Source organism: Microtetraspora fusca (assembly GCF_001570365.1).
Taxonomy (GTDB): domain Bacteria; phylum Actinomycetota; class Actinomycetes; order Streptosporangiales; family Streptosporangiaceae; genus Microtetraspora; species Microtetraspora fusca.
The window spans coordinates 360,472-374,596 of the sequence record NZ_BBYK01000038.1; the positions used below are offsets into that span (position 1 = coordinate 360,472).

14 protein-coding genes are annotated in these 14,125 nt (G+C 71.7%); 11 read left to right on the top strand and 3 right to left on the bottom strand.

The annotated features are described in order from the left end of the window. The first annotated feature begins 7 nt into the window (after positions 1–7). Positions 8–784 carry a LysR family transcriptional regulator gene (locus tag AWQ68_RS01750; RefSeq protein WP_245655703.1) on the top strand — a complete coding sequence of 259 codons (777 nt, stop codon included), beginning with the start codon at positions 8–10 and terminating at the stop codon, positions 782–784. 121 nt (positions 785–905) lie between these two features. Here AWQ68_RS01750 and AWQ68_RS01755 read toward each other — a convergent pair whose 3' ends face one another. The 3 genes from AWQ68_RS01755 to AWQ68_RS01765 form a co-directional block, all read right to left on the bottom strand. Continuing rightward, entirely contained in the window at positions 906–2,363 is a 1,458-nt protein-coding gene (locus AWQ68_RS01755) for a glutamate-cysteine ligase family protein (protein ID WP_066933419.1), read from the bottom strand. Positions 2,364–2,391: 28 nt separating this feature from the next. Beyond that, the gene (locus AWQ68_RS01760) at positions 2,392–3,030 is read right to left on the bottom strand and encodes a response regulator (RefSeq protein ID WP_066933422.1); all 639 of its coding nucleotides are present in this window, start codon (positions 3,028–3,030) and stop codon (positions 2,392–2,394) included. Between the two features lie 76 nt (positions 3,031–3,106). Beyond that, entirely contained in the window at positions 3,107–4,291 is a 1,185-nt protein-coding gene (locus AWQ68_RS01765) for an ATP-binding protein (RefSeq protein ID WP_066934203.1), read from the bottom strand. Between the two features lie 133 nt (positions 4,292–4,424). On the opposite strand from AWQ68_RS01765, the gene AWQ68_RS01770 reads away from it, so the two are divergent. The 10 genes from AWQ68_RS01770 to AWQ68_RS01815 all read left to right on the top strand — a co-directional run bounded on the left by AWQ68_RS01770 (position 4,425) and on the right by AWQ68_RS01815 (position 14,065). Beyond that, positions 4,425–6,815, top strand: coding sequence for a PspC domain-containing protein (locus AWQ68_RS01770; RefSeq protein ID WP_066933425.1), 2,391 nt, complete (start codon positions 4,425–4,427; stop codon positions 6,813–6,815). Next, positions 6,805–7,011, top strand: coding sequence for a hypothetical protein (locus tag AWQ68_RS01775; protein ID WP_066933428.1), 207 nt, complete (start codon positions 6,805–6,807; stop codon positions 7,009–7,011). The genes AWQ68_RS01770 and AWQ68_RS01775 overlap by 11 nt, the downstream gene beginning before the upstream one ends. 52 nt (positions 7,012–7,063) lie before the next feature. Next, the gene (locus AWQ68_RS01780) at positions 7,064–7,642 is read left to right on the top strand and encodes a CGNR zinc finger domain-containing protein (protein WP_066933431.1); all 579 of its coding nucleotides are present in this window, start codon (positions 7,064–7,066) and stop codon (positions 7,640–7,642) included. Between the two features lie 350 nt (positions 7,643–7,992). Further along, on the top strand, positions 7,993–8,436 hold the full coding sequence (locus AWQ68_RS01785; RefSeq protein ID WP_066933434.1) for a VOC family protein: 444 nt from the start codon (positions 7,993–7,995) through the stop codon (positions 8,434–8,436). 54 nt (positions 8,437–8,490) lie between these two features. Further along, positions 8,491–9,423, top strand: coding sequence for a pyridoxamine 5'-phosphate oxidase family protein (locus AWQ68_RS01790; RefSeq protein WP_066933438.1), 933 nt, complete (start codon positions 8,491–8,493; stop codon positions 9,421–9,423). Positions 9,424–9,437: 14 nt separating this feature from the next. Continuing rightward, the gene (locus AWQ68_RS01795; protein ID WP_066934206.1) at positions 9,438–9,626 is read left to right on the top strand and encodes a ferredoxin; all 189 of its coding nucleotides are present in this window, start codon (positions 9,438–9,440) and stop codon (positions 9,624–9,626) included. 130 nt (positions 9,627–9,756) lie between these two features. Beyond that, positions 9,757–10,209, top strand: a complete 453-nt coding sequence (locus AWQ68_RS01800; RefSeq protein WP_218006742.1) for a nuclear transport factor 2 family protein — start codon at positions 9,757–9,759, stop codon at positions 10,207–10,209. Between the two features lie 78 nt (positions 10,210–10,287). Then, entirely contained in the window at positions 10,288–10,779 is a 492-nt protein-coding gene (locus tag AWQ68_RS01805; protein WP_066933443.1) for a (2Fe-2S)-binding protein, read from the top strand. Beyond that, positions 10,776–13,205 carry a xanthine dehydrogenase family protein molybdopterin-binding subunit gene (locus tag AWQ68_RS01810; RefSeq protein ID WP_084463561.1) on the top strand — a complete coding sequence of 810 codons (2,430 nt, stop codon included), beginning with the start codon at positions 10,776–10,778 and terminating at the stop codon, positions 13,203–13,205. Before AWQ68_RS01805 ends, AWQ68_RS01810 begins: the two co-directional genes overlap by 4 nt. Then, the gene (locus AWQ68_RS01815) at positions 13,202–14,065 is read left to right on the top strand and encodes an FAD binding domain-containing protein (protein ID WP_066933446.1); all 864 of its coding nucleotides are present in this window, start codon (positions 13,202–13,204) and stop codon (positions 14,063–14,065) included. The genes AWQ68_RS01810 and AWQ68_RS01815 overlap by 4 nt, the downstream gene beginning before the upstream one ends. Positions 14,066–14,125: the final 60 nt, after the last annotated feature.

Genomic DNA, 14,125 nt, shown 5'->3' on the forward strand with positions numbered 1-14,125 from the left:
GGGGATGATGGAACTACGGGACATCGAGATCTTCTTGACTCTGGCCGAGGAACTGCACTTCGGCCGGACCGCCGAGCGTCTGCGCGTCACACCGGCCCGGGTCAGCCAGGCGATCAAGAAGCAGGAACGCCGCATCGGCGGGACCCTGTTCGACCGGACCACCAGGGTCGTACGGCTCACCCCGCTCGGCGAGCGACTCCACCGCGACCTCAGTGCCGGATACCGGCAGATCACAGCCGGGATCGAGGCTGCGGCCCAGGCCGCCCACGGCACGTCGGGAACGCTGATCTTGGGCACGATGGGCCCGCACTCCCTGACGATCGGCGACGCCCTCGACCGTTTCCAGACCCGCCATCCGAACGCGCGCCTCCGGCATCGCGAGATCCAGCCGCCCTCCCCGCTGGACCTGCTCCGATCAGGCGAAATCGATGTGGCGCTGCTGTGGCTACCGGTCCGCGAGCCGGACCTGACCGTCGGCCCGGTGACGCACACCTCACCGGTGATGCTGATGGTCTCCGCCACCCATCCCTTCGCCGAACGCGACTCGATAGGGCTGGAGGACCTCGCCGACTGCACCCTTGTGAAGGGTCAGTCCATCCCCGCCTACATGGAGGCGACGCTGGCCCCCCACCACACCCCCACAGGACGCCCGATCCGCCGCGGGCCGGAGGTTTCCACCTGGCAGGAGGTGCTGACCGTCGTCTCCTCCGGCCAGGCCGCCGCCGGTGTCGCGGGCGATGCGGCCGGCTATTACCCCTGGCCCGGCCTTCGTCCCGATCCGTGACGCTCCGCCCTGCGAGTGGGCCCTGGTGTGGCGCACCGACGCGGAAACTCCGCTCATCCGCGCCTTCGTCCGAACCGTCTCTGATCACGGGCCAGGTCGTACCTGAAAAGCCGTACAGGCCCTAGTCCCAGAGGTGAACCGGCTCGTTGGCGTGCATGTACTCGATGTAGCGCAGGGTCATCCGGCGCAGCGCCTCATGGTCGCCGCCGAGCGCCCGCGCGGTGTCCACCTGCCAGGTCGCGCCGTTGCGCGCGGTCAGGCAGCGCTGCTCGATGATCCCGAGCAGCCGGTGCCGGTACGACGCGCCGACGCCCGAGAGCTCGAGCCCCTGGTCGGCGAGCGGCAGCAGGCGGCGGCAGACGAGCTCTGCGGCGGGCACCTCGCCGAGGTCCGGCCAGTACAGGCGGGCGTCCAGGCCGTACCTGGCGGCGTTGCGGAAGTTCTCCTCGGCGGTGGCGAAGGACATCCGGGACCATACGGGCCGCTCGGCCGCGGTCAGCATCCGCAGCAGGCCGTAGTAGAAGGCGGCGTTGGCCGTGATGTCCGCGACCGAGGGCCCGGCAGGCAGCACCCGGTTCTCCACCCGCAGGTGCGGCGTGCCACCCACCACGGCGTAGACCGGGCGGTTCCAGCGGTAGATCGTGCCGTTGTGCAGGGTCAGCTCACCCATCTGGGGCGTGCCGCCGCGCTCCAGCACCTCGCGCGGGTCCTCCTCGTCGCAGATCGGCAGCAGCGCCGGAAAATAACGGACGTTCTCCTCAAAAAGGTCAAAGGCCGAGGTGATCCAGCGCTCGCCGAACCACACCCGCGGCCGCACGCCCTGGGCCTTCAGCTCCTCGGACCTGGTGTCCGTCGCCTGCTCGAACAGGCTGATCCGCGTCTCGCGCCACAACTCCTTGCCGAAAAGGAACGGCGAGTTGGCCGCGACGGCGACCTGCGGCCCGGCGATGGCCTGCGCCGCGTTCCAGTGCGCCGCGAACTCGGACGGGCCGACCTCCAGGTGGAACTGCAGGCTGGTGCAGGCCGCCTCCGGCGTGACGCTCGCGGCGTACGTGTCGAGCCGCTCGACGCCCTCGATCGCGATGTGCAGGTCCTCACCGCGGGCGGCCAGGATCTGCTCGTTGAGCAGGCGGTAGCGGGCGTTCGACGACAGGGCCGACTCGCCGACGTCGCTCTCCCGCAGCGTCGGGAGGATGCCGACGAGCACCAGGTGCCCGCCGACGGTCGCCGCCCGCTCCTCCGCCCGGTTGAGCCGCTCGCGGATGCACTCCTCCAGCCGCAGCGACCCGTCCCGGTAGAGCCCCTGCGGCTGGATGTTCATCTCGACGTTGAACCGGCCCAGCTCGGGCCCCCAGTCGGGCTCGGCGATGGCGGCGAGGACCTCGTCGTTCTTCATCGCCGGCTCTCCCCGGTCGTCGACCAGGTTGAGCTCGATCTCCAGACCCGCTCGCGGCCGCCGCAGCTCGAACCGCGACTCGCGCAGCATCTGGGCGAAGACGTCGAGCGACCGCCGGATCTTGTCCCGGTATCGGCGACGATCATCCCCGGTGAACACCATGGCGGGTACGTCACGCCCCATCAGACCAGCGTACGCACCCTCGCGCAGGTCAGACCAGCCTGCGGGCGGTGGCCCAGCGGGACAGCTCGTGCCGGTTGGAGAGCTGGAGCTTGCGCAACACGCTCGACACGTGCGTCTCCACGGTCTTCACCGAGATGAACAGCTCCTTGGCGATCTCCTTGTACGCGTACCCGCGCGCGATCAGCCGGAGCACCTCGCGCTCACGCTGGGTGAGCGAGTCCAGCTCGGGATCGATGGGCGGGGCCTCCGTGGAGGCGAACGCGTCCAGCACGAACCCGGCGAGCCGCGGCGAGAAGACCGCGTCGCCGTCCGACACCCGGATGATCGCGTCGGTCAGCTCGGCGCCGCTGATCGTCTTGGTGACGTAGCCGCGCGCGCCACCGCGGATGACGCCGATCACGTCCTCGGCCGCGTCGGACACCGACAGCGCCAGGAACCGCACCTGCGCCCCGGCCCCGAGGACCCGCCTGAGGACCTCCTGGCCGCCGCCCCCGGGCATGTGCACGTCGAGCAGCACGACATCCGGCTTCAGCTCGGCGATGGACGCGACCGCGCTCTCGACGTCCTCGGCCTCGCCGATCACCTGGATGGACGGTCCCAGTTCCGCGCGGACGCCGGACCGGAACAACCGATGGTCGTCGACGATCAGCACGCGTACGGTCTTCATTGCTCTTCACCATTCCTTGCTCGTCCCGCGCGGCCCGGCACCGCGCGGGTTGGTCCGCCGCCTCCGCGGCGCCCGATCAGGACGCCCTCTTCATCGTCAGCATGACCTCGGTCCCGTCGCCGGGCTCGGTCCTGACGCGGGCGCTTCCACCGTTGCGCTCCATCCTGCCGATGATCGACTGCCGGATGCCCATCCGGTCGGCGGGAACGGCGTCCATATCGAACCCCTTGCCCCGGTCCCGTACGAACACGGTGACCTCGTCGGGCTCCACCTCGGCGTACACCGAGATCACCGGGGCGCCGGAATACCGGGCCGCGTTGACCATCGCCTGCCGGGCGGCCTGCAGCAGCGCGCCCAAACTCTCGTCCAGGTCGCAGTCGCCGACGCAGACGATCTCGATCGGGACGCCGTGGGCGTCCTCCTCCTCGGCGGCGACCCTGCGTACGGCCGCGGCCAGCGTGGCGTCGGCGTCCTGCTTGGGCTGGTAGAGCCAGTTGCGCAACTCCCGCTCCTGGGAGCGGGCCAGCCGCGTCACCTCGCGGGAGTCGTGCGCGTTGCGCTGGATCAGCGTCAGCGTGTGCAACACGGAGTCGTGGACGTGCGCCGCGACCTCGGCCCGCTCCTCCTGGCGGATGCGCTCGGTGCGCTCCCGCTGCAGCTCCTTGACCAGGGAGGCGAGCCACGGGGCGGCGATCATCAGCATGCCGCCCACGACCACGGCGGTGAACACCAGGCCGGTCTTGGCCTTGGCCAGCTCGCCGCTCGCGGCGAGGAAGCCGAAGGCGCCGACCACGATGAGCAACGCGCCGACGAGGGTCCGGACCCAGCTCGCGCTGACCTTGCGCACCGCTCCGGACATCCAGCGCTGTCGCCTGCCCGGGTCGGCCTGCTGCCAGAGGATCAGCGCGCCGATGCCTCCGGCGGCGATCGGCCACGTGCCGATGCCTCCGTCGGATGCCCCGGTGATCCAGCCGAACCCGACGACGGCCATCCAGAGCACGCCGTACGCGGCGAACTGCCCCCAATCACGAGCCGGTTGGGGGCCCTTTACCTGCTCCTTCGGCGTGAACATCCACAGCGCGGCGTACGCGACGACGCCGAGGCCGTTGACGACGGTGAGCAGCAGGAAACCCAGGCGGAGCACGACGGGGTCGAGCCGCAACTGGTCGGCGGCGCCCTGCGCGACGCCCGCGACGACACGGCCGGAGGCGGTCCGGACGAGGCGGGGCGCGGCATCGGGGGCGGTAGGCGTTTCAGACATCTCGCGCAGCATCGTCACACGATGTGCACCATGGTCGCATCAGGGCGTGCCCTGATACGCCCCCTGAGGGGTCGGGGGCGAGTCAGGGGTTCCCCCGATGGCCGCACAGGTGGGGAACCGCCACGATAGGACCATGACCGAAGCACCGCCCACCTCCACCGAAGACCCCGCACCCGCCGACGAGCGGGTGCTGCAGCGGTCCGCCGAGGGCCGCATGATCACCGGTGTGTGCGCGGGCCTCGGACGCTACGCCGGCATCGACCCCGTCCTGTTCCGTGTGGGTTTCGCCGTGCTCGTCCTCGGATCCGGCATCGGCATCATGCTGTACATCGCCGCGTTCCTGCTGATGAAGGACAACGCGGGCCGGCCCGGATACGTCGAGCAGTGGACCCGCCGCATCTTCGACACCGAGACCGTGCTGGCGCTGCTCGCCGCGGTCTTCGCGTTCGGCCTGATCATCAACGTCGCGTCGGACGGGATCGGCATGGGCACGATCGTCGTCGGCACGCTGCTCGCGATCGCACTGCTCGCCGCGCACGCGCGCGGCGTCGACCTGCTGGCGCTGGCCAAGTCGCTGCCCGAGCGGATCATCGGACGCCGCGGCACGACCCCCGCCCACGAGAACGCCTTCTCCTGGCCCGGCACGCACGCCGCCCCGTCCGGCCAGTACGGCATGCCGCCCCAGGCGCCGTACGCGGGCGGCCCGTATGCACCCGGCCCCAACGCGCCCGGCCCGTACTCTCCCGACCCGTACTCGCGCGGCCCCTACGCGCACGGCTCTTACGGCCGGCCGCCGCAGGCGCCTTCGCCGTACGCGCAGGCGCCGCACCAGCCGTACGGGCAGGCGCCGCAGGGCCAGGCCGCGTACCGCCAGGAGCCGTACGGACAGGGGCCGCACGGGCCCGCGACGTTCGCCGGGCCGCCACAGACCCCGGGCGCCCCGGTACCGCCCGTCACGGAGCCGCCCAGGGCCGCCGAGCCCACCGCCGGCGCGTCCGTGGGAGGCGAGACCGGCCGAGCCGCGACCGCCGGAACAGGAACCGCCGAAGACGGCACGACCGACGCGACGAGGCTCCTCAACGGCGTCACGGACGACAAGGCGGGCGCGCCCGCCGAGTCCCCGGCCGAGTCCGGCGGGCGCGCCGAACCGGACGGACCGGCCGGCGAGCGGGTCGCGTCGGAGGGGCGCGCCGCTTCCGGTGAGCGTGCGCTCGCCGCGGAGGGGCTCGGAGCCGCCCGGGACGGGGTCACGATGGCCCTGACGCCGCCGGCTCCCCCGGCCGCTTCGCAGGCGGACCCCCAGGACTCTTCGGACACGCTCGCGGCGGAGGTCCCGTCGGCCGACTCGGCCGCGCCCCACGCACACCAGGCGGAAGCTCCTGCGGCTTCGCCGGCCGCACACCTGACGGACGTCCCGGCGGGCCCGGAGGCGTCGGTCCCGTCCTCGGCTGAGGCGCCCCCGCGTCCCCCGGTCACCGCGACGCCGCACACGCCTGGAACCTCACGGGTTCCCCCGCCGCCCGCCGGAACCGGTTTCCGGCGGCTGTCCGACCTGGCCAAGGAGGCCGGGCGCGGCCCGTACGACTACGGGGCGAGCGAGCCGTTCGCGCCGCACGGCCCCTACGCGGGATACGGACGCACGCCCTACCCGCCCGTCGACTCCCCGTACCTGCGGGAAGCGGAGGAGAGCGCCGCCCGTCCCCCGGCCCGGCAGCCCAAGTCGAAGTCCTTCATCGGCGGATTGACCATCTGCCTCGCCCTGATCGTTGGAGGGATCATGGTCGCGGTGCAGCGGAGCACCGGTTCTCCCAGCATGCCGATGATCGGCGGGGCGGTCCTCGCCACGATCGGTACCGGCCTGCTGATCGCGACGTGGTTCGGGCGGGGAGCGGGTCTGGTCGCCGCCGGAATCATCGTGTCACTGGCCCTCGTCGCCGGATCGACGCTGGACGGCATCCCCAAGAACATCGGCTCCTTCTCCTGGCACCCCAGCGAGGTCACCCAGCCGAGCAGGGAGTACGCCGTCGGCATGGGCGACGGCACGCTCAACCTGACCGATCTCCCGCTGGACCCCGGCTCGCACGTCCGCTTCGACGCGTCCGTCTCGGTCGGGCGGATCACGGTGATCGTGCCGACCACCGCTCGGGTCGAGGTCCACGGATACGCCAAGGTGGGCGAGGTCAAGATCGACCACAAGGTCGAGGACGGCATGGACGTCCGGTTCAGCCGGGTCCTGGAGCCCGACAAGGCCACCGGCGACGCGCCGACGATCGAGCTGCACGTGAAGGCCGGCATCGGCGACGTGGAGGTCCGCCGGGGCGACGACGCGACGGCGGCCGAGCCTCGCCTGCCCAGCAGCGTCGGCGACCGGGAACCGCCCCGGCCCGGCAACCCGCCGACGGCGCCACCGCCGCTGCCCGACGGGGTCGGCAGCGTACCGGCGCCCCGTAACGCCAACCCGCCGGCGGTGGCACCGCTTCTGCCCGCACACGTCGGCAACGTGGAGGTGCCCAGTGGCGCGTGACCCCGAGCGGCGTCCCGGACAGACCCACCCGACCGACTGGCTCGCGCTCCTGTGCGGCCTGCTGTTCATCGGTGTCGGCGTCCGCTACATGATCGCGCCCGCCCCCGACTCGGTCATGATGCTGCTGGTCCTCATCGTCGGCCTGGGGTTCTCCGCCTTTGTCGCGATCCTCTCGAAGGTCGCGCGCAAGCGCTGAGCAGGGCGTTCGTCTCACGGAATCACCTACGATCCCCCGTTAGACTGGAACGATGTTGGCCCTGGAGTTCGTCAGCACCGTCCATGCCGGCCGTACCGGCCTGGTGGACGACCTGGCCGACACCGGCGGCATGACGGTGTGGGGGCGAGAGCACGCCGAGCCGCTCGGGCTCGACGCGGCCTCCTTCGTCGCCGACGAGGCTCTGCTGGCCGAGGTGGTCGAGCTGCGCCAGGCGGTCCGCGCCCTGTTCGCCCGCGCCGTCTCCCCGGAGCCGCCCAGCGGCGCCGACGCGCATCTGCTGCCCCCGTTCGCGGAGTCGCTCCACCTGGTGAACGCCACGGCGGCGGCGGTGCCGCTCGCGCCCCGGCTCGACTGGCCCGCCGACGGCGCGCCGAACATCGCGATCGTCCCGGCGGAGCCGGCGAGCGAGTCCGCGCGGGTCCGCGCCGCCCTCGCCGCCTCCGCCATCGAGCTGCTCGCCGGTCCCTGCCGCGAGCGGCTGCGGACCTGCCGCGCTCCGCGCTGCGTGCTCTACTTCCTCAAGGAGCACGTCCGGCAGGAATGGTGCTCCGTCGGCTGCGGCAACCGCGCCCGTGCCGCACGGCACTATCGGCAGCACAAAGCACACTGAGACCCGCACATCGCGCGGCAACGCGCTGCCCGAACGCCCCTGAGCCGCACGCTGTGCCTGCGGTCGTCCCGACGTCGGCAGTGCTCGGGCGGTAGCGCCCCGCAGGCGAACACCTGGCCGCCGCTCATCGGCGCTCCCGCCCTGCACATCGGCAGCCGGTCGATGCGCCGCCGACCCGCTCGGCGGCGCCCCGCTCCACGCCTTCCGGCGATCCGGACCCCAAAAGATGACGCCGGCAGTCACCGTTCACCGGTTGCGTGATCCATCTCACTGAGACATAACGGATCTAACCCATAAATTCCGTTATAGTTCTAACGGATGCATCCGTTAGAACTGTGAGGAGAAGTCCCATGACCTTCAAGACCGGCCACGTCGGGCTCAACGTCTCCGACCTCGACGCGTCCACGTCGTTCTACGTCAAGGTGTTCGGCTTCGACATCGTCGGCGAGTCCCGTGAAGAAGGGCGGCGCTTCGCCTTCCTCGGGCTCGACGGCACGCTGGTGCTGACCCTCTGGGAGCAGAGCGAGGGCAAGTTCGACACCGGGAACCCCGGCCTGCACCACCTGTCCTTCGAGGTCCCGGACATCGAGGCGGTGCGCAGGGCCGAGGCCGCCATCCGGGAGACCGGCGTCACCGTGTTCCACGACGGCGTCGTACCGCACGGCGAGGGCGCGTCCTCGGGCGGCGTGTTCTTCGAGGACCCCGACGGCATCCGCCTGGAGATCTACGCCGCCACCGGAGCCGACGAGCGGCCCGCCCCCACGCCGGGCGCTCCGACCTGCGGTTTCTTCTAAACGACCGGCATCCAGGCAACTGACATCGAACGGCCGTCGGGGAAGGGGACGAGGATGCGGCACACCGGAGAGGTCGCGGTCCAGCGCCGTGCGGGCGTCCGGGCCGGAAACTGGGGGTCGGCGAACACGCGGCCGGACATCCCCGAGGTGGCGGCGGGCTTCCTGGCCGCCCAGCGCATGCTCGTCATCGGTACGGCCGGCCCAGACGGGCGTGTCTGGGCCGGCCCGCTGACCGGGCCCGTCGGTTTCGCCCGGGCGTCGGGGACGCGCGGGGTGATGATCGACGCACTGCCCGGCTCGCATGACCCGCTGTCCGGCGTCTTCGACGGCGGGCAGATCACCGAGCGGGTCCCCGGACGGCCTGCGGAGCATGACATGGGACATCTCGGCGGGCACGCCATCGGCATGCTCGCCATCGAGCCGAAGACCCGGCGACGGATGCGGATCAACGGCCGTGCCCGGCGAGAGGGGAACGGCCTCCTCGTCACCACCGAGCAGGTCTACGCGAACTGCCCCAAGTACCTGCAGACTCGCGAAATCGCGGACGAGCCCGCCGTCTCGACGGCCGCCACATACAGGAGGGCCGCGCTCGGCCCCGAGCACCGGGAGTGGATCGAGAAGGCGGACACGTTCTTCGTCGCCACGCACGTGGAGGGGCTCGGCTCGGACGTGTCCCACCGGGGCGGCAACCCCGGCTTCATCCGGGTCGTGGACGAGCACCGCCTGGTCTGGCCGGACTACGTCGGCAACTCGATGTACATGACGCTCGGCAACCTGGAGCTGAACCCCGCCGCCGGGCTGCTCTTCCTCGACTGGACCACCGGCGACGCGCTGCACCTGACCGGCCGGGCCCGGGTGGACTGGGATCCGGGCGACGTGCCCGGCGCGCAGCGCCTGATCGAGTTCGACGTCGACGAGGTGGTCCAGGTCGGCGGCGCGAGCCCGCTTCGCTGGACCTTCGGAAATTACTCCCGTTTCAACCCGTAGATAGGGAACCAATGATGCGCGTCCACGTCGACCGGGAACGCTGCCAGATACACGCACAGTGCGTCTTCGCGGCACCCGACGTGTTCGAGCTCGACGAGAACGACGAGCTGCACTACGTCTTCGGTCCGGACGAATCGCTGTTCCCGGCCGTCGAGGAGGCCGCCCTGCTCTGCCCGGTGCAGGCGATCTCCTTCCGGGACTGACCGGGGCCGGGCGGAGGCGGACCGGGCGCACCGTGAACCCGGCCGAAGGGCCACTGGTGACGGGGCCGGGACCGGTGCCACCGGGCCCGGCCCGGACCGAGAACGGCACCACATAGAAAGGACATCCGCCGTGAAACCACCGGTTCCTCCCTTCACCGAGGAGACCGCACGCGAGAAGGTGCAGGCCGCCGAGGACGCCTGGAACACCCGCGACCCCCGCACCGTCGCCCTCGCGTACACGCCCGACTCGGTCTGGCGCAACCGGGACGAGTTCGTCACGGGCCGCGAGGAGATCGAGCGGTTCCTCACCCGCAAATGGGAGCGCGAGCTCGACTACGCGCTCCGCAAGGAGCTGTGGGCCTTCACCGGCGACCGCATCGCGGTGCGCTTCCAGTACGAGTGCCACGACGCCGACGGCCAGTGGTGGCGCAGCTACGGCAACGAGCTGTGGGAATTCGACGCCGACGGGCTGATGCGCCGCAGGGAGGCGAGCATCAACGACCGGCGCATCGACGAGGGCGAGCGGCACATATTCGGCCCGCGGCCCGCCGAGGAGCGGGGCCTATCTTTCCCCCTGGCCTGACTTTTGGGGGTTGACCGGCCGAAACAGGGGCGTACGTTCGCAACTATCCGGTCTCGCCTCTTGTCCGGGAGGGATTGCATGCCCCGAATCTCCGTCACCGTCGACGGCATCCGTTACGACGAGGAGGTGGAACCGCGCCTTCTCCTCGTCCATCTCCTGAGAGATCGACTGGGGAAGACGGGCACGCCGATCGGCTGCGACACGAGCAACTGCGGCGCCTGCACGGTGCTCCTCGACGGCAGGAGCGTCAAGAGCTGCTCGGTCCTCGCCGTACAGGCGGACGGGTGCGACATCGTCACGATCGAGGGCCTGTCCACGGGCGGGACGTGGCATCCCATGCAGCGGGCGTTCCACGAGGAGCACGCGCTCCAGTGCGGTTACTGCACCCCGGGCATGATCATGGCGGCGATCGACCTGCTGCACGACGACCCCGACCCCTCCGAGGAGGCCGTCCGCGAGGGACTGGAGGGCAACCTCTGCCGCTGCACCGGCTACTGCACCATCGTCCGCGCCGTACGGCGGGGCGCGCGGGAGATGTCGCAGGAGCAGGAAGGGGTGGCGACGTCATGACCGAGCAGCTCGACGCCGGCGTGGTGGCCCGGCAGATCAAGGAGAGCGACGTCCTCGGCGGCCCCGGCGGCGGCCGGGAGGTCGGCCGGGCCCGGCGGCGCAAGGAGGACGCCCGCCTGGTCACGGGACGCAGCCAGTGGACCGACAACATCCAGCTTCCCGGCATGCTGTACGTCGCGTTCCTGCGCAGTCCGATGGCGCATGCGCGGATCACCCGGGTGGACACGTCGGTGGCGCGCACCCAGCCGGGGGTGGTCGCGGTCTTCAGCGGTCAGGACTTCGCCGCCGAGCAGGGCAGCCTGCCGTGCGCGTGGCCGGTCAGCGAGGACATCGTGATCCCCGACCACCCGCCGATGGCGGTGAGCGAGGTCCGCTACGTCGGCGAGGCCGTCGCCTGCGTGGTCGCCACCGACCGCTACAAGGCCGCCGACGCCCTGGACGCCATCGAGATCGACTACGAGCCCCTCGACGCGGTGACCGACATGACCGCCGCGCTCGACGAGGGCAGCCCCAAGGTCCACGAGGCCGGGAACAAGGCGTTCACCTGGACGTTCGCCCAGGGTGACATCGAGGCGGCCTTCCGCGACGCGGCGGTGCGGGTGGAGCGCACCTTCGTCCAGCAGCGGCTGATCCCGTCGGCGATGGAGCCGCGCGCGGTCGTGGCGCAGACCGACGGCGACGCGTTCACCCTGCACTCCGCGACGCAGATCCCGCACATCCTGCGGGTGATGCTGGCGCTGACCACCGGGATCCCCGAGCACAAGCTGCGCGTCGTCGCCCCGGACGTGGGCGGCGGCTTCGGCTCCAAGCTCCAGGTCACCGCCGAGGAGGTGCTCTGCCTGCTGATCACCCGCCGCCTCGGCAAGCCGGTCAAGTGGACGGAGTCGCGTTCCGAGGGCAACCTGACCGTCCACCACGGCCGCGACCAGCTCCAGCGGATCAGCGTGGCCGCCGACGCCGACGGCCGGATCCGGGGCGTCAAGGTGGACCTGCTGGCCGACATGGGCGCGTACCTGATGCTGGTCACGCCGGGCGTGCCGCTGCTCGGCGCGTTCATGTACTCCGGCATCTACAAGATGGACGCCTACGACTTCACCTGCACGGGCGTCTTCACCACCAAGATGCCGACCGACGCCTACCGGGGGGCGGGCCGGCCGGAGGCCACGTTCGCGATCGAGCGGATCGTGGACGAGCTGGCCGCCGAGCTGGGCATGGACCCGATCGAGCTCAGGCGCCGCAACTGGATCCAGCACACCGAGTTCCCGTACACGACGGTCTGCGGCCTGACGTACGACTCCGGCAACTACGAGGCGGCGACCGAGCGGGCGCTCGCGCTGTTCGGCTACGACAAGCTGCGCGCCGAGCAGGCCGACCGCAGGGAGCGCGAGGATCCGGTCCAGCTCGGCATCGGCGTCTCGACGTACACCGAGATGTGCGGCCTCGCGCCGAGCCGCGTCCTCGGCAGCCTCTCGTACGGCGCGGGCGGCTGGGAGCACGCCTCGGTCCGGGTGCTGCCCACCGGCAAGGTCGAGGTGGTCACCGGCACCAGCCCGCACGGCCAGGGCCACGAGACGGCGTGGAGCCAGATCGTCGCCGACGCCCTCGGCGTGCCGTTCGAGGACGTGGCGGTGCTCCACGGCGACACGTCCTCCTCGCACAAGGGCATGGACACCTACGGCTCGCGCTCGCTCGTCGTGGGCGGCGTCGCGGTCGTCCAGGCGTGCGAGAAGGTGAAGGAGAAGGCCAAGCAGGTGGCGGCGCACCTCATGGAGGCGTCGCCGGACGACGTCGAGTTCACCCGGGGCGAGTTCCGGGTGCGCGGCACGGGCACGTCGCGGACCATCCAGGAGATCGCGCTGGCCACCTTCGCCGCGCACGACCTGCCGGACGGCTTCGAGCCCCGCCTGGACGCCGATGCGACCTTCGACCCGGACAACTTCTCGTTCCCGCACGGCACGCACCTGTGCGCGGTCGAGGTGGACACCGAGACGGGCGCCACCAGGATCAGGTCCTACGTCGCGGTTGACGACGTGGGCAACGTCGTCAACCCGCTCATCGTGGAGGGCCAGGTCCACGGGGGCATCGCGCAGGGCATCGCCCAGGCGCTCTTCGAGGAGGCGGTCCACGACGCGGACGGCAACCTGCTGACGACCACCATGGCCGACTACCTGCTGCCGTCGGCGGCCGACCTGCCCGCGTACACGACCGACCGCACCGAGACCCCGGCCACGACCAACCCGCTCGGTGTCAAGGGCGTCGGCGAGGCGGGCACGATCGCCTCGACCCCCGCCGTCGTCAACGCCGTCGTCGACGCGCTCCGCCCGTACGGGGTGCGCGACGTGCCGATGCCCTGCACCCCCGAGCGCGTCTGGCGCGCCCTCGGCCAGGCCCGTACGCCCCAGAGCACGGACGGAGGTCTGTCATGATTCCGGCGTCGTTCGACTATGTCCGGGCTTCGTCGCTGGACGAGGCCCTGGAGACGCTCAGCGAGCACGGCGAGGAGGCGAAGGTCCTCGCCGGGGGACAGTCCCTCCTGCCCCTGCTGCGGCTGCGGCTCGCCTACCCCGGCACGCTGGTGGACCTCGGCCGCGTCGAGGAACTGCGCGGCGTCGCCGACCGGGGCGATCACGTGCTGATCGGGGCGATGACGACGCACTACGAGGTCGCCACCTCGCCGGTCGTGCGGGAGCACTGCCCGCTGGTCGCGCTCGCCACGGCGACCGTCGCCGATCCCGCCGTACGGCACCGCGGCACGTTCGGCGGTTCGCTGGCGCACGCCGACCCGGCCGGCGACCTGCCCGCGGTGGCCCGCGCGCTGGACATGGAGTTCGTGGCCAGGTCGCCGGAGGGGGAACGGGTGATCCCGGCGGCGGACTTCTTCCTCGACTACCTGGAGACCGCGCTCGATCCCGGGGAGATCCTCACCGGGATCCGGGTGCCCAAGCTCGGTCCCGGGTGGGGCTTCCACTACGAGAAGTTCCACCGTACGGCCCAGGCGTGGGCGATCGTGGGCGTCGCGGCGGCGGTACGCAGGTCCGGCGGCGCCGTCGAGGAGGCCCGGGTGGCGCTGACCAACATGGGGCCGGTCCCGGTCCGGGCCACCGGTGTCGAGCAGGCGGTACGCGGCGCCGATCTCGGCGCGAACGGAGCGCTCCGCGCGGCGGCGGAACGGGCGGACGAGGACGCCGACCCGCCCTCCGACCTGCACGCGCGGCCGGACTACCGCAGGCACCTGGCCCGGGTCCTCACCCACCGCGCGCTCGTCGCGGCCGCCGGGGCCGCCTGATCCGGAGAGGTACGCGACCCGGGCGCGGTGGCCCCATCCGGCGCCCCACAGCCGGTGGCG